Source organism: Pseudarthrobacter sp. NIBRBAC000502770 (genome assembly GCF_006517815.1).
GTDB classification, from domain to species: domain Bacteria; phylum Actinomycetota; class Actinomycetes; order Actinomycetales; family Micrococcaceae; genus Arthrobacter; species Arthrobacter niigatensis.
The window spans coordinates 4,040,575-4,054,654 of sequence record NZ_CP041198.1 but is presented as its reverse complement, the minus strand read 5'-3'; the positions used below and the strand labels follow the sequence as shown (position 1 = coordinate 4,054,654).

Sequence of the window (14,080 nt, the reverse complement as noted above, 5' to 3'; positions counted from 1 at the left end):
TCGTTGATTTCTGTGCTGGGGGAAGCTTGGTGATGCAGGAACAGCAGGGCGTCGCAGACGTTGCCGGCCAGGCACGCAGGGCACCCATGCAGCCTGTGGTGTCGGACCGTCTGGATAGCCTGTTCGGGGGGCTCAGTGCGCGCAAGCGCATAGCGGTGTGCCAGTTGCCGGTCTCGGCGACTGTCGGACTGGTGGTACTTGCCGCGGCCGCCTTCAGCCCGGCGACGCTGGCCAGCAACCTGTTCATGTCGGCCCTGCTGTTCCATGTGGCCATCGCGGCCGCATGCGTTGCCATCCCGTGGGGCAGGCTCCCGGCAAGCGCCTTCGCCGTTATTCCGCTCCTCGACTGCCTGGCCATCGGGTTCACGCGCGAGGCGGGAGGCCCGGCCTTCAGTGTCCTGAGCGTGACGCTGCTCTTCCCCGTCATTTGGCTCTCTGCGCAGGTCCGGCCGTACATGCCCGTTCTGGCCATTGTGGGAACCGTCCTCAGTACGGTGGCCCCCTCATTCCTCCAGGGCTCGGTACCGGCGGGCGGATCCATGATCCGTGTCCTCATCCTCCCGTTGGTAATGGCCGTCGTCGCGGTCAGCGCCCACGTCGTAGCCACCACCCTCCGCCGGCATCGCGCGCGGATCGTTCAGGATGAGCAGGACCTGGCGCGCACCCTGGACGAAAGCGTCCGCCGCCAGGGCCTGCTCGACGCAGTGCTGAAGGCCGTGGGTGTGGGCGTGTGGGTGGTGGATGCCCGGGGCCGCACCGTGCTGGCAAACAAGGCCATGCGCACGGACCCTGCCCTGGCCGGCGTCGTGGATCCTTCCGGCGGGCAGGGCCTGCTGATGGCGGACCGTTGCACCCCCGTACCGGCGGCCCTTCTACCCGCAGCGCGGGCCGCAGCCGGGGACGCCTTTGCGGACGAGCTGTACTGGGCCGGCCCTCCGGAGCGGCAGCATGCCTACTCCGTGAGCTCGCATGGTTTCCCGCCGGTGGGTGGCCAGGGAGCCGGTGCCGTCATTACCTTCGTTGACGTCACCAGCCTGGTGAGTGCGCTGGCCGCCAAGGACGACTTCGTTGCCACTGTCTCTCACGAGCTGCGGACACCGCTGACCTCCATCCTGGGCTACCTGGAACTGGTCCTGGACGAACCCGGCCACGAGGACGTCAGGGAGGAGCTCAATGTGGTGCGCCGGAACGCAGAACACCTGCTGAACCTGGTCAATGACCTCATCGCCGTCGCATCCGAGCGCGTTGACCTCTCACTCGAGGAGACGGACCTGGCCCGCCTGCTGGCGCTGGAGGTTGACGCCGCCCAGCCCAAGGCGGCCGGCAACGGGCTCGAGCTGGTGCTTGACGCGGAGGAGCCGCTCCCAGCCAGGGTGGACCCGGAGCGGATCAGCCAGGTGTTCCGGAATCTGCTCTCGAATGCCATCAAGTACTCCCCCAACGGCGGCACCATCACGGCCCGCGCCCTCAGCACCGGCTCGGGCATGGCGTGCTCCATCACCGATACCGGGCTGGGGATGACCGCCGAAGAGCAGGAACAGGCGTTCACCAAGTTCTTCCGTTCGGCGCGGTCACGCGAAACGGCCATCCCGGGCGCCGGCCTGGGACTGCCCGTCAGCAAGACCATCGTCGAAGGCCACGGAGGTTCCATCAGCCTGGACAGCGAGCCCGGCGTGGGCACCACGGCAACGTTCATCCTGCCGCACGCCTAGCCAGCCCGGAGCCTTGCCAGCCCCCAAAGCCGGGAAAGGGTTGCGGGCAGGCAATTCAGGACGGGGCGCCTGCCAGCCAACTGGAAACGTCGCTGCGCAGCACCAGCAGCGGGCCGCCGGTGGCGCTGACGTTGCCGTTTGCCACATAGTATCCCCGGCCCGAGCCCGTGCCCCCGGCCGCGCGGTCCAGGGCATCCACCAGATGCCGCGGCAGGTGGCCCTGCGGACCAAGGCTGCGGAGCTCGTCCACTTCTTCCGGCGTAAGCCGTCCCAAAACCTCAGCAATGTTGGCCACGAGTGCTCCTTTCGAGCGGAGTGACTGGCAATGTGCCTGAAGGAATAACCTAGAGCAGCGCCGTGAACTCCACGTTAACGGCGGACGGCAACTGCACTTTTCTGAAGATCCGGAGATCCAATGCCCATTCGAAGCGCAGGCATCCTGCTGTACCAACAGGACTCCGCCACTCCCGCGGGGGCCCGGGATGGCTTGCAGGTGTGGATCGCCCACATGGGCGGTCCCTTCTGGGCGCGCAAGGACACCCACGCCTGGTCCATTCCAAAAGGTGAGTATGCCGACGGCGAGGATCCGCTGGCCGCGGCGCTGCGGGAGTTTGCAGAAGAGATGGGGACCGCGGCCCCGGAGGCCGACTACCGGCTGCTGGGCGAGTTCCGGCAGTCCTCGGGAAAGCTCATCACCGCCTATGCCGCCGAAGCCGGGTTCGCCCCTGAGGTGGTCTCCAGCAACACGTTCCCGTTGGAATGGCCCAAGGGGTCCGGCAGAATCCAGCACTATCCCGAAATTGACGACGCCCGCTGGTTCCCGGAGCAGGAGGCCCGGACCAAACTCGTGAAGGGCCAGCTGCCCATCCTGGATGCACTGGTTGAGGGCCTGGCAGCCAGCTAGAAGACCTGCGCGGACGGCCCGCTCCCTCCGGATCGCCGGTACAGTGCGGGAACGCCGGAGGGTTCCGGCGTCCCCGCACCATTCCGGCGTTTTCAGCGTCTGCCTAGGCGCCGGCGATTACCAAGGCAACGCTGTGTCCACCGAAGCCGAACGCGTTGACCAGGCCGGCACGCGGGGATCCGGCAGCCAGGGCCAGGGAGTTTTCGGTCACGACGTTGAGGTCCACTTCCCGGTCCAGCGACTCCACATTCAGCGTCCCGGGCAGGTGTCCGGTGCGCAGGGCTTCGAGGACCACGACGGCGGCCAGCGCACCGGCGCCGCCCAGCAGGTGTCCGGTGTGCCCCTTCGTGGACGTGACCGGCACGGAGGCGCCGAAGACTGCATTGATCGCCTGGCCTTCCAGCCGGTCGCCCACCGGGGTGGACGTGGCGTGTGCATGCACGAAGCCGATGTCAGCCGGCTGCATGCCTGCCGCATCCAGTGCCTTCTGCATGACCCGCCGCTGCATCGCGGGATCGGCGGCCACAATGTCGTTGGCATCGGAGGTCACCGCTCCGCCGGCCACGGCCCCAAGGACGGCGGCACCGCGGGCACGGGCGTGCTCCTCGCTCTCCAGCACCACCACTCCGGCGCCCTCGGCGAGCACAAAGCCGTCCCGGCCGCCGTCGAACGGGCGCGAGGCCCGCTGCGGGTCATCCGAACGGGTGGACAGGGCACGGATCTGGGCGAAGCCGCTGATCACCAGGTCATTGACGGAAGCATCCACACCGCCGGCAATCACGACGTCGGCAGCACCGGAGCGGATCAGCTCTGCTGCCTGCACAATCGCCTCAGCCCCGGAGGCGCAGGCGCTGACAGGCGTCCGGGCGCCCCCGCGGGCACCGAGGTCGATGGACACCCACGCGGCCGGGCCGTTCACCATCAGCCGGGTCAGGGTATGCGGCGACACCTTCCGCGGACCTGACTGGTTCAGTGCCCGGTCCTGCTCGATGGTGGAACCCAATCCGCCGTAAGCGGACCCGATCACCACCGCGAACCGTTCAGGGTCCACGTCGGGGCTGCCGGCCTGCGTCCAGGCCTCCCGGGCCGCAACCAGGGCGAGCTGGCCGCACCGGTCCATCCGCTTCATCTCGCGGGTGCTGAGGTGCTCCGAAAGGTCCGCGGTGACTTGGCCGGCCATTTGGACCGGCAGCTGTTCCGCCCAGTCCTGGTCCAGCGCCGTGATTCCGGAGCGGCCGTCCAGCAGGGCTTCCCAGGTTTCCTTGACCGTGGAACCAAGGGGGTTGATGGTTCCGGCGCCGGTTACTACGGCGCGGGGTGCAGGAGTTTCCACAAGTGCCTTACTTCGCCGGGTTGTGCGTGCCGATGGGCAGCAGCGTCAGGTCAGGGTGGTTCTTCTCGATCCGGCGCAGCGCCCAGACGTCATTGAACAAGGCGAGGTATTCGCCGTCGGACCGCAAGAGCACCTCGGCGCCCGGAACGTTTGCCAGCGCGGGCATGGCATCCGCCGTCGAAATCCTGGCCAGCGAGTAGGGCAGGCGCTCCAGCCGCATGGGGGCGCTGAAGTCGTGCGCCATGCGGTCCTCCACCACTTCGAACTGCATGGGACCGACGGCGGCAAGCACCGGCGCCTGGTCTCCGCGGAGGTCGGAGCGGAGCAGCTGGATGACGCCTTCGTGTTCCAGCTGCTCGATGCCGCGGCGGAACTGCTTGAACTTGCTGGGGTCCTTGGACCGGGCCACCTGGAAGTGCTCGGGCGCGAACAGTGGGATGGCCGGGTACTCCACCGGGTTCTCCAGGAAAAGGCTGTCGCCCACGCGCAGCGCAGAAGCGTTGACCAGGCCCACCACGTCGCCGGGGTAGGCCTCGTCGATGACCTCGCGTTCGCGGCCGAACACCTGCTGGGCGTACTTGGTGGCGAAGGACTTGCCGGTGCGGGTCTGGGTGACCACCATGCCGCGCTCGAAGACGCCGGAGCAGACGCGGATGAAGGCCACGTGGTCGCGGTGCGCCTTGTTCATGCCCGCCTGGACCTTGAACACAAAGCCGGAGAACGGCGATTCGACCGGTCGCGGCTTGCCGTCGATGTCCGGGCGGGGCGCGGCCGGCGGGGCGAAGTCAACCAGCGCGTCCAGCAGTTCCTTCACGCCGAAGTTCAGCGCTGCGGAGCTGAACAGGATGGGGGTGGCCTTTCCGCCGTGGAAGGCCTCGACGTCGAAGTCCAGGTTTGACTCGATCACCAGTCCTGCTTCGTCGACGGCGTCGGACCAGTTGCTGCCCTGGTCCTCGGCTGCTTCCTCGGGGGTGAAGTACTCGGTGATGGCAATCTGGGCTCCGGCGTTGTTGCGCTGGAACCGGGCGAAGCGGTCGTTCCGGAGGTCCCAGACGCCGCGGAAGTCGCCGGAGATCCCTACGGCCCAGGTCAGCGGCATCGGCTGCAGGCCGGTGCGTTCGGTGATCTCGTCCATCAGGGCCAGCGCGTCCAGGCCGGGACGGTCCCATTTGTTGATGACGGTGATGATGGGCAGGTTCCGCTGCTTGCAGACCTCAAAGAGCTTCATGGTCTGGGTTTCCAGGCCCTTGGCGGCGTCCACCAGCATGACGGCGCAGTCGACGGCGGCGAGCACGCGGTAGGTGTCTTCCGAGAAGTCTGCGTGGCCGGGGGTGTCCAGCAGGTTGATGACAGTGTCCCGGTAGGAGAACTGCAGCGCGGCGGAGCTGATGGAGATACCGCGGTCCTTCTCCATCTGCATCCAGTCCGAGACCGTTTCCTTGCGGTTGGCCTTGCCGCTGGAGGCTCCCGCGGTACCGATCACCTTGGCATGCAGGGCGAGGGCCTCCGTGAGCGTGGACTTGCCGGCGTCAGGGTGGGAAATGACGGCGAAGGTCCTGCGGCGGCCCGCCTCCTTGTGAATCTCGGAGATCCGGGCGGGGGTCAGGACATCTTGGGACACGGTGCTACTTTCGCTGCGGTTGTGGCTGCCCAGGGCCTTTCGGGTTCTGCACTGCGGCTCACGGGCGGGAATGTCATTGGCAGAGGGCCAAAGTACAAGTTTATCGCAGGGCCGCAAACCGGTCCCGGCCGCGCTTAACGCGGGCGAAACCGGACGTTCAAAGCCTCGAAATGCCGGGCCGTTAGCTTTGGCGCATGATCCATGGCGCCATTTTCCCGGGCAACCTCTTCTTCGATCCGCTCGCCACCAACCTGGCCGCCGGCCCGGCTGGTGCGGCCACGCAGGGGTCTGCTGCTGCCCTTCCGTCAGCCCCGCAGCGAAAACGCGGCGTCCAGACCGCGGCCGAGCACAAAGCGCTCCGGGCGGCGTCCCTTTCGAAGGTCAGCCGGGATTTGGAGCGGATGCTCCGGGACCGTAAGCGCTGACGTTTCCCCGGCCACCCCGCCGACCGGCATGATGGGCTTATGCGCAGCATCGAACTGGTCTTTGATGACAGCACCGACGCCCTCCTCCGGGCCGACTGGGCGAGGCTCGAGGCCGCCGGCCTCCCAAGCCTGGCCGCGCACACCTCCCCCAGCAACAGCCCGCACGTCACGCTCGCAGCGGGCATGGACCTGCAGGCCGGGCAGGAAGGACCTTGGGCAGCATTGCCCCTGGACATGACGTTTTCCGGAGCCATTGTTTTTCCGGCCGGCCCGGGCAAATATGTGCTGGCCCGTGCGGTCCTGCCAACCGCTCCCCTGCTGGACCTGCACCGGCGCCTGCACCAGGGTCTTTCCGGTGCGCAGCCGCTGACGCTGCCGGGCGCCTGGACTCCGCACGCCACCATCTCCCGCCGCATCCCCGGCCACCAGCTGGGAACGGCCCTGGACCTGCTGGACCTGCGCATCGTCGGCCGATGCGCGGCGGCGCGGCTGTGGGACAGCAGCACTAAAACGGTGACGCCGCTGGCCGGGGCGGCCTGAGCGGAGATCCCGGCCGCGGGCCGGGAGCACGAAAAGTACCCATCGGGTGCCTGGCCCGGACTGCACTTTCCCCGCTGTCCGGCCCACCCCCTAATGAGGCACTTTGGGGCTTGCCCGTGCGGAACTTGGGCTTCTTACCCCTATCATTGAGCTTGCGGGAACCAGAGCACTTTTTGGTCCTGCCGGACAACTGCAGATGCCGGCATTCCTGCGGGCGGCGGTCCGCACCTTCGAAGGGAAACACCTATGGCGCGGAGCCCCGAAGAATCGCTGAGGGCCACGCTGGGCCGGGTTGCACCCGGAACTCCCCTCCGCGACGGCCTGGAACGGATCCTCCGGGGGCGCACGGGCGCACTGATCGTCCTGGGCTCCGACCGCACCATCGATTCCATCTGCTCCGGCGGCTTCGATATCGGCATCGAGTTTTCGCCCACCCGCCTGCGGGAGCTGGCGAAGATGGACGGTGCCATCATCTGCGACAAGGACGCCGGCAATATCCTGCGCGCAGCCGTCCAACTGGTCCCGGACTCAAGCATCGAAACACAGGAGTCTGGCACCCGCCACCGCACGGCGGAACGGGTGGCCAAGCAGACCGGAGTCCCTGTCATCTCCGTCAGCCAGTCCATGCAGATCATCGCCCTGTACGTTAACGGTTTGCGGCATGTCCTGGAGGGTTCCGAAAACGTCCTGGCACGCGCCAACCAGGCCCTCGCCACCCTGGAGCGGTACCGTGCCCGGCTGGACCAGGTCACCAGCTCGCTGTCCGCGCTGGAAATCGAAGCAATGGTGACGGTGCGGGACGTTGCAGTCACCCTTCAGCGGCAGGAAATGGTCCGCCGCATCTCCGAGGAAATTTCACAGTATGTGCTGGAACTGGGCGAGGACGGCCGGCTGCTCTCCCTCCAGCTCGACGAACTCACCGTGGGAAGGGGGCCCGGCAGCGACGTTATTATCCGCGACTATGCCAGCCCCAATGCCTCCGCGGATGACATCGACAAAGCCGTCCACGAACTGGTCAACCTTGGCCCCACGGAACTGATCGACCTGGGCAAGATCGCGGCCATTGTTGGTTTCGCGGGCGGGGAAGCCAACCTCGATGCAGTGGTCCAGCCCCGCGGATACCGGCTGCTGTCCGGCCTGAAAGCAGTTCCCAAGGCCGTGGCCGACCGCCTGGTGGACCATTTCGGCGGCCTGCAGTTCCTGATGGCTGCCACCATTGACGACCTCATGACCGTTGACGGGATCGGTGACCAGCGTGCCCGCACTGTGCGCGAAGGCCTGAGCCGGATGGCAGAGGCCAGCCTCCTGGACCGCTTCCTCTGAAATCCCCATCCGTGGGATGACGCCCATCGAATGCTCCGTCGTTGTCGTTATGAAGCCTGAAAGCGACAGTTGCGCAGCAATCGATGAAGGGGCAGCTCAGTTCAGCTGGAAGACGGCCTTGGGGCTGGCCCGCGAACCGAGTTTCGCGGTGAAGATGTAGTACGCCCCGCCGCCACCGGGGGCGGCGGCCACGGCTTTGCAGCCATCGGCGCTGCGGTTCCTGCCCCACGGAAAGTTGGCGGTTTCGCTGGCGCCCGGCGCAATCACCTTCACCAGGTCCTCGCTCGAAGCCTGGCAGTCCTTCGAAGAGAAGATCCGGTCAGCGCCGCTGGTGACCAGGAACTCCATCTGTGAGGTTCCGATGTTGACCTCGCAGGGGACGGTGCCGCCGTTGGTCACTTTCAGGGTGAGCAGCGGGTTTTCGCCCGGGCCGTAGGAGGGCTTGTCGGTGGCGGCCGTGACGGTCACCAGGTTCTGGTTGCAGGTGGGGGTCGGCGCCACAGTGGGCGTCGGCGAAGCGGATGGAGTTGCCGGGGCCGAAGCTGAGGGGGCGCCTGCCGAAGCCGCAGAGGCGGAATCGGTGGAGGACGGCTGGGTGGATGAGGCCTGCTGCGAACCGCCGCGGAAGGCACCGGCGAGCGCGAAACCGCTGACCACCAGCACGATTGCAAGCAGGAGCGCGCCGCCAGCCGCCAGGCGCCGCCGCCGGTACACGGCGGCACTCGGTTTCCGAACGCTGCTGGAACCCGCTGCCGTGCCGCGCGCTGATGAATTGCCTTGCCTGCCCATCCTCCTAGGCTAGGGAAACCCACCGGATCTGCACTGCCACCACGCCGCCGCATCCGCATCGCTCTCGTCACAACCGGTTTGCCGCCCGCGCGAACCCATCCACTACAGTGTTGGCATCGACACTCAAACCTCCCCCATCACGCCTGCCCGGGCGGACAATGCAGAACTGGACCAGCTCCACCACCGGATCAACGGGTGGTTCGCCGGCATTGCCCGCGATTTGCCCTGGCGTGAACCCGGTTGCTCCCCGTGGGGCGTCCTGGTCAGCGAGATCATGCTGCAGCAAACCCCGGTGGTCCGGGTCCTCCCCGTGTGGCAGGAGTGGCTCAAGCGTTGGCCCACCCCCGCCGGGTTGGCGGGCGAACCGGCAGGGGAAGCCGTCCGTTCCTGGGGCCGGCTGGGCTACCCCCGCCGGGCGCTGCGGCTGCACGCCGCAGCGACCGCGATCGTGCAGGACCACGGCGGCAGGGTCCCGGACTCCCACGCCGAGCTGCTGGCCCTTCCCGGGGTGGGCAGCTACACGGCCGCCGCGGTGGCAGCGTTCGCGTACGGCCGCCGGGAAACGGTGGTGGACACCAACATCCGCAGGGTGCACGCCCGGCTGGTGTCCGGCGTCGCACTGCCCGCCCCTGCACTGACGGCGGCGGAGATGCGCCTGGCCGCTGCCCTGCTGCCGGACGACGACGATACCTCCGTGCGCTGGAACGCCGCGGTGATGGAACTTGGGGCCTTGGTGTGCACCGCCCGGGCGCCGAAGTGCGCCTCCTGCCCGGTCAAGGACTCCTGCGCCTGGCTGGCGGCGGGTGAGCCCCCGCCGTCGTACGTTCCCAAGGGGCAGGCATGGCACGGCACCGACCGCCAGGTCCGCGGCGCCGTGCTGGCCGTGCTCCGGCTGGCGGAATCGCCGGTGCCGCCGGACATATTCCAGCGTGAACCCGCCGACCTTGGCTTCGCCCCGGAAGGGATCGGTGTGCCGCTGGCCGCGCTGCACCGGCTGAACTCCGCGCCTGAACAGCTGGAGCGGGCGCTGGCGGGACTGCTGGCGGACGGGCTGGCGGAGATGCACGACGGCGGTTACCAGCTTCCAGCCTGACCCGCCGGAGTGGCCGCCCGGGATGGCATACTTCTTGGTGACCGGAACCGGGGGAAACGTGAAGACCATTCTGTACATCATGTGGGCGCTGTTCGTTGCCGGCGTGGTATTTTCGCTGCTCTACGCGGCGCGCAGGACCAGGCGCCAGCAACAGCAAATGGCGTCCTGGCCGAAGGCGCAGGCAACGGTGACCGGCAGCGCCACCGGCTGGACCAGCGGCATTGGCGGCGCCAGCAGGAACCTCCGCCACTTCCCCACGTACCAGTTCACGGACCCGCGCGGCACCCTCTTCATGGGCAAGTCGGAGATCTCCGGGGTGCAGCCGCCTGTGCCGGGCTCCCTTATCGAGGTGGCCTACAACCCGGCGGATCCCAATGAGTCACTCCAAGTGTCATCGGAGCCACGTACCGCCATGGGGTGCCTGATCGCGTTTTTCGCCGTCTTCGCGGTGGCGTCGTTCTGGTTTATCGGCATTTTCCCGATGGGCTGAGTGTCCCGCCGGCGCGGTAGCCTGAAGGCATGCACAAGCCGGGACTGCTGGTGGCATTGGGGATGGCTGCGGCGCTCCTTTCCGCCTGCGGGCCGGCCGGCAGCGCCTGCCCGGCGATTGCGCAGGCCACCGCCGTGACCGTGACAGTCACCGCCGGCTACTCCTCCCAGGTGCGCACGTTGCACCTGCGGGCCTGCCAGGACGGCACCTGCAAGGAGTCCGACGCCGAACTGCGCGCCGGCAGCTCCTCCGTGGGTCAGGGGTGCACCGAAGAGGGTGCCTGTTCGGCCACCGCATCTCCGGACGGAACCAAGGTGGCAACGCTGATGCTGGAGACGCTTACGGAATCACCCATGGTGGTGACCGCTTCCGGCACGGCTTCCAACGGCACGGCGCTGGCCGTCCGCACCCTGGAGTTCCGTCCGCAGGCGCTGTATCCATTCGGTGAGCAGTGCGGAAAGTTCCTGTCGGCATCCCTCACGCTGGACGGCGGCGGGCTGCACCAGCAGCCCGTACCCCAAAAGCCGCCGGGCTAGAAAAGCGCCGGCTGGGTGAAGGTATCGCCCTCAGGGTTTCCGGGCAGCGGTCCTCCGGCCACCGGCTCAGCGCTCCAGTCGAAGCCGAGTTCGGCGAGCAGTTCCTCCACGGAGGCCTGGCCGTCCAGCACTTCGATTTCCTGGGAGTTTTCTGCAAGCGGCCGTTCCATGGCATCGAGCTTATTCGCAGGAACCGTTTGGCGGCTCAGGGCTCGCCGAAGCCGGCCTCCACCAGGCCCCCGACATACTCCACGGCCTTTTCCGCGTCGGCGCCCCAGGCTTCAACGTGCAGCACCGTACCCTTGCCTGCCCCGAGCGTCATCAGGCCGGTCATGGACGCTCCGTCCACCCCGTTGATGGTGACCTCCGCGTCAAGGGAGGCCAGGCCGCCTGCCACTTTCGCGGCGGGCCGGGCATGCATGCCTGCCTGGTTGACCAGTTCGAAATCGCCGGTGAAGTCAGGGGCGGCGCTGGTGGGAGATTCAAGGTGGTCCGTTCCGCCGGCGGCCGGTGCCGGCTGGCCGGCGGGGATCCCCACGCCTTCGGCCGCCTTCCGGACCGCCTGCACATCTGCTCCACCCTGCGCGGCGACGGCCGCGGCCACCAGTCCTTCCACGAGTGGTGCGTCGGCGAGCAGGACGCCCGCGGGGTTCTCCAAAAACTCGAGGGCCGATTCCGCGGTCATCACTGCTGATCCCAGGTCCGTCAGCACGACGGTGCCCTCCGCACCAGCCCCTGCCGCCTGCCCACTGGCTGCTTCCAGGGCGGCGAGGACCTTCTCCAGGCTGGTGCCGATCCTGCCATCATCGGTGCCGCCGGCTGGAAGGATCACCACGTCCGGTGCCATTTGGGCGGCCAGCTCCACGGCGCCGTCGGCAATCTTTGCGCTATGGGACACCACCACGATGCTTACGGTCACGCAGCTGCCCCAACGGCCGCGCGCAGGATCAAAGCGCTGGAGGCTGCCCCGGGGTCCCGGTGGCCAGCGCTGCGTTCGCCAAGGTAGCTGGCGCGGCCTTTCCGCGCCACCATGGGGTCGGTGGCCACCGCCCCTGCCTCGGCAGCCTCAGCGGCGGCCACCAGGACGCCCAGAACATCCGTACTGCCGCCGTCGGCTGCCGCGCGGGCAGCATCAACCGCCGGCGTCCACGCATCCACCATGGTCTTGTCCCCGGACTCAGCCTTGCCGCGCGCCACGATCCCGTCCCGGGCCGCTGCCAGGGCGCCTGCCCAGGCGGAGGCATCAATTTCTGCGGAATCACCCAGGGCGGTGGCAGCGCGAAGGAACGCGGTCCCATAAAGGGGGCCGGCGGCACCGCCCACCTTCGACATCAGGGTCATGGCGGTCATCTTCAGCGCGGCCCCCGGCGTCTCCGGCGTCGATTCGCCCAGTTTGGCAAGGACCGCCTGGAAGCCGCGGTCCATGTTCTCGCCGTGGTCAGAGTCCCCGATGGCGCGGTCCAGCTCGATGAGTTCGACGCGGTGTTCAGCCATGGCCTGCGCGCACAGCGTCAGCCACTTCACGGCCCAGTTTGCATCAAGCACCACGGCTACACGCCCCAGCGCAGGGCGGCGGTGTGCACGGGGGCGTCCCAGAGTTCCGTGAGCTCGTCGTCGAGCCGGAGGACCGAGATGGAGCAGCCCTGCATCTCCAGTGCGGTGATGTAGTTGCCCACCAGTGTCCGTTCCACGGTGGCGCCCGCGTCAGCCAGGACCTGCACTGCCCGCCGGTACACGATGTACAACTCGCTCAGCGGTGTGCCGCCCATGCCGTTGACGAAAAGCAGGACCTTGTCCCCGGAACTGATCTTGAGGTCGGCCAGCACGGGTTCCAGCAGGCGGTTGGTGATGCTGTCGGCGTCTTCCATGGGAATCCGGTGCCGGCCGGGTTCGCCGTGGATACCGATCCCAATTTCGATCTCGTCGTCGGCGAGGTCGAAACTTGGCGTGCCCGCGTGCGGCACCGTGCAGGCCGACAGTGCGACGCCCATGGTCCTGACGTTGGCGTTGACCCGTTCGCCGATGGCGGCCACCGCGTCCAGGCTGTCGCCACGCTCGGCGGCAGCACCGGCAATCTTCTCCACGAGGACGGTGCCGCCCACCCCTCGGCGGCCGGCGGTGTACAGCGAGTCCTCCACCGCGACGTCGTCGTTGACCAGTACGGTCCGGACGCTCACCCCCTCAGCCTCGGCCAGCTCGGCCGCCGTCTCGAAATTCAGGACGTCCCCGGTGTAGTTCTTGACGATATGCACGACGCCGGCACCTGAATTGACGGCGAGGGTGGCGGGAAGGATCTGGTCCGGGGTAGGTGAGGTGAACACAGCCCCGGGCACCGCGGCGTCGAGCATTCCCCGTCCCACGTAACCGGCATGCAGCGGCTCGTGCCCGCTGCCGCCGCCTGAAACCAGCCCCACCTTGCCGTCCACTGGCGCGTCCTTGCGCGTGATGTAGATGGGGTCTTCACTGACGGTGACCAGTCCGGCATGCGCCAGGCCGAAGCCCTGCACAGATTCCTGGACGACGGATTTTGGATCGTTGATGAGTTTCTTCATGGCGGTGCTCCTGGCTGTGCTCCTGAAGGATGTGTCTCCGACCCTACTACCGGCATCACGGCTGGCGGTAGGTTCCTCCGGCCCCGGTTTTCCGGCCGCCCGCCAGGGCAACCGGTCCGGGACGCAGCAAAGGGACAGCCCCCAATGACTGTCCCTTTCCTGAGGCCCCCCACATACCGGCCTCCAGAAGTTTATCCATCAATTCGAATAAAGCAAACAGGCGTTTGCCCTGGTGGAAGGCCCTGCTTCCTAGAGGGTGCGGATCATCCGGGTGTTGCCAAGGGTGTTGGGCTTGACCCGCGCCAGGTCGAGGAATTCGGCCACACCTTCGTCATGCGAACGCAGGAGCTCCGAATACACTTCCGGGTCCACGGCGGACTGGTCCGCCATCACCTCGAAGCCGTGGCGCTTGAAGAAGTCCACCTCGAAGGTCAGGCAGAAGACCCGGGACACCCCGAGGGCCCGGGCCTCCTCCAGCAGGCTTTCCACCAGGACGTGCCCCACTCCCTTGCCGCGCCATTGCCCGGACGCGGCAAGGGTTCGGATTTCAGCGAGGTCCTCCCACATGACGTGCAGGGCCCCGCAGCCGATCATTTCGCCGTCGCTGGACTCAGCGATGCGGAACTCCTGCAGGCTCTCGTAGTACGCCACCGTCTCCTTCGCCATAAGGATGCGCTCCTCAGCCAGGGGAGCCACAAGCTTCTTGATGGCGTGGACGTCGCTGGTGCGTGCTGGGCGGATGTGGAAGGAGTCGGTCACTAG

At 67.6% G+C, this 14,080-nt stretch carries 17 protein-coding genes; 8 read left to right on the top strand and 9 right to left on the bottom strand.

What is annotated here, in order from left to right; translation table 11 throughout:
* Window positions 1-32: 32 nt before the first annotated feature.
* Window positions 33-1,712: a HAMP domain-containing sensor histidine kinase gene (locus tag NIBR502770_RS19300; protein WP_246857329.1), complete on the top strand. Its 1,680-nt coding sequence runs from the start codon at window positions 33-35 to the stop codon at window positions 1,710-1,712.
* A 55-nt stretch (window positions 1,713-1,767) separates the two neighbouring features.
* Here NIBR502770_RS19300 and NIBR502770_RS19295 read toward each other — a convergent pair whose 3' ends face one another.
* A complete protein-coding gene (locus tag NIBR502770_RS19295) occupies window positions 1,768-2,007 on the bottom strand; it encodes a hypothetical protein (RefSeq protein WP_141158552.1) in 240 nt (79 codons plus the stop codon).
* Between the two features lie 120 nt (window positions 2,008-2,127).
* Between NIBR502770_RS19295 and NIBR502770_RS19290 the strand changes: the two genes are divergently transcribed.
* Window positions 2,128-2,616, top strand: a complete 489-nt coding sequence (locus NIBR502770_RS19290) for an NUDIX domain-containing protein (RefSeq protein ID WP_141183022.1) — start codon at window positions 2,128-2,130, stop codon at window positions 2,614-2,616.
* 103 nt (window positions 2,617-2,719) lie between these two features.
* On the opposite strand, the gene NIBR502770_RS19285 is transcribed toward NIBR502770_RS19290, so the two are convergent.
* A complete protein-coding gene (locus tag NIBR502770_RS19285) occupies window positions 2,720-3,949 on the bottom strand; it encodes a beta-ketoacyl synthase (protein ID WP_141183021.1) in 1,230 nt (409 codons plus the stop codon).
* A gap of 7 nt (window positions 3,950-3,956) precedes the next feature.
* Window positions 3,957-5,570: a peptide chain release factor 3 gene (locus NIBR502770_RS19280; RefSeq protein WP_141183020.1), complete on the bottom strand. Its 1,614-nt coding sequence runs from the start codon at window positions 5,568-5,570 to the stop codon at window positions 3,957-3,959.
* 194 nt (window positions 5,571-5,764) lie between these two features.
* Here NIBR502770_RS19280 and NIBR502770_RS19275 point away from each other — a divergent pair, with 194 nt between their 5' ends.
* The 3 genes from NIBR502770_RS19275 to disA all read left to right on the top strand — a co-directional run bounded on the left by NIBR502770_RS19275 (window position 5,765) and on the right by disA (window position 7,858).
* Window positions 5,765-5,995, top strand: a complete 231-nt coding sequence (locus NIBR502770_RS19275; RefSeq protein ID WP_141158556.1) for a hypothetical protein — start codon at window positions 5,765-5,767, stop codon at window positions 5,993-5,995.
* Window positions 5,996-6,034: 39 nt separating this feature from the next.
* Window positions 6,035-6,535: a 2'-5' RNA ligase family protein gene (locus NIBR502770_RS19270; RefSeq protein WP_141183019.1), complete on the top strand. Its 501-nt coding sequence runs from the start codon at window positions 6,035-6,037 to the stop codon at window positions 6,533-6,535.
* A 246-nt stretch (window positions 6,536-6,781) separates the two neighbouring features.
* Window positions 6,782-7,858 carry a DNA integrity scanning diadenylate cyclase DisA gene (gene disA, locus NIBR502770_RS19265; protein ID WP_141183018.1) on the top strand — a complete coding sequence of 359 codons (1,077 nt, stop codon included), beginning with the start codon at window positions 6,782-6,784 and terminating at the stop codon, window positions 7,856-7,858.
* A 96-nt stretch (window positions 7,859-7,954) separates the two neighbouring features.
* Here disA and NIBR502770_RS19260 read toward each other — a convergent pair whose 3' ends face one another.
* Window positions 7,955-8,647: a hypothetical protein gene (locus NIBR502770_RS19260; protein WP_141158559.1), complete on the bottom strand. Its 693-nt coding sequence runs from the start codon at window positions 8,645-8,647 to the stop codon at window positions 7,955-7,957.
* A 274-nt stretch (window positions 8,648-8,921) separates the two neighbouring features.
* Here NIBR502770_RS19260 and NIBR502770_RS19255 point away from each other — a divergent pair, with 274 nt between their 5' ends.
* From NIBR502770_RS19255 to NIBR502770_RS19245, 3 genes are read left to right on the top strand one after another with little or no spacing between them, the layout of a single operon-like run.
* Window positions 8,922-9,740 (top strand): A/G-specific adenine glycosylase, encoded by an 819-nt coding sequence (locus tag NIBR502770_RS19255; RefSeq protein WP_246857328.1) that lies wholly within the window; start codon window positions 8,922-8,924, stop codon window positions 9,738-9,740.
* A gap of 58 nt (window positions 9,741-9,798) precedes the next feature.
* On the top strand, window positions 9,799-10,230 hold the full coding sequence (locus tag NIBR502770_RS19250) for a DUF3592 domain-containing protein (RefSeq protein ID WP_141183016.1): 432 nt from the start codon (window positions 9,799-9,801) through the stop codon (window positions 10,228-10,230).
* Between the two features lie 29 nt (window positions 10,231-10,259).
* Window positions 10,260-10,766: a hypothetical protein gene (locus tag NIBR502770_RS19245; RefSeq protein ID WP_141183015.1), complete on the top strand. Its 507-nt coding sequence runs from the start codon at window positions 10,260-10,262 to the stop codon at window positions 10,764-10,766.
* Here NIBR502770_RS19245 and NIBR502770_RS21285 read toward each other — a convergent pair.
* The 5 genes from NIBR502770_RS21285 to NIBR502770_RS19225 all read right to left on the bottom strand — a co-directional run bounded on the left by NIBR502770_RS21285 (window position 10,763) and on the right by NIBR502770_RS19225 (window position 14,077).
* Window positions 10,763-10,936, bottom strand: a complete 174-nt coding sequence (locus NIBR502770_RS21285; RefSeq protein WP_168223199.1) for a hypothetical protein — start codon at window positions 10,934-10,936, stop codon at window positions 10,763-10,765. The two genes, NIBR502770_RS19245 and NIBR502770_RS21285, sit on opposite strands and share 4 nt — an antisense overlap.
* Window positions 10,937-10,971: 35 nt before the next feature.
* Window positions 10,972-11,685 carry a dihydroxyacetone kinase phosphoryl donor subunit DhaM gene (gene dhaM, locus NIBR502770_RS19240; RefSeq protein WP_141183014.1) on the bottom strand — a complete coding sequence of 238 codons (714 nt, stop codon included), beginning with the start codon at window positions 11,683-11,685 and terminating at the stop codon, window positions 10,972-10,974.
* Window positions 11,682-12,314 (bottom strand): dihydroxyacetone kinase subunit DhaL, encoded by a 633-nt coding sequence (gene dhaL, locus NIBR502770_RS19235; protein ID WP_141158564.1) that lies wholly within the window; start codon window positions 12,312-12,314, stop codon window positions 11,682-11,684. The genes dhaM and dhaL overlap by 4 nt, the downstream gene beginning before the upstream one ends.
* A 2-nt stretch (window positions 12,315-12,316) precedes the next feature.
* A complete protein-coding gene (gene dhaK, locus NIBR502770_RS19230) occupies window positions 12,317-13,318 on the bottom strand; it encodes a dihydroxyacetone kinase subunit DhaK (RefSeq protein ID WP_141183013.1) in 1,002 nt (333 codons plus the stop codon).
* Between the two features lie 249 nt (window positions 13,319-13,567).
* On the bottom strand, window positions 13,568-14,077 hold the full coding sequence (locus NIBR502770_RS19225; protein WP_141158566.1) for an amino-acid N-acetyltransferase: 510 nt from the start codon (window positions 14,075-14,077) through the stop codon (window positions 13,568-13,570).
* Window positions 14,078-14,080 lie beyond the last annotated feature (3 nt).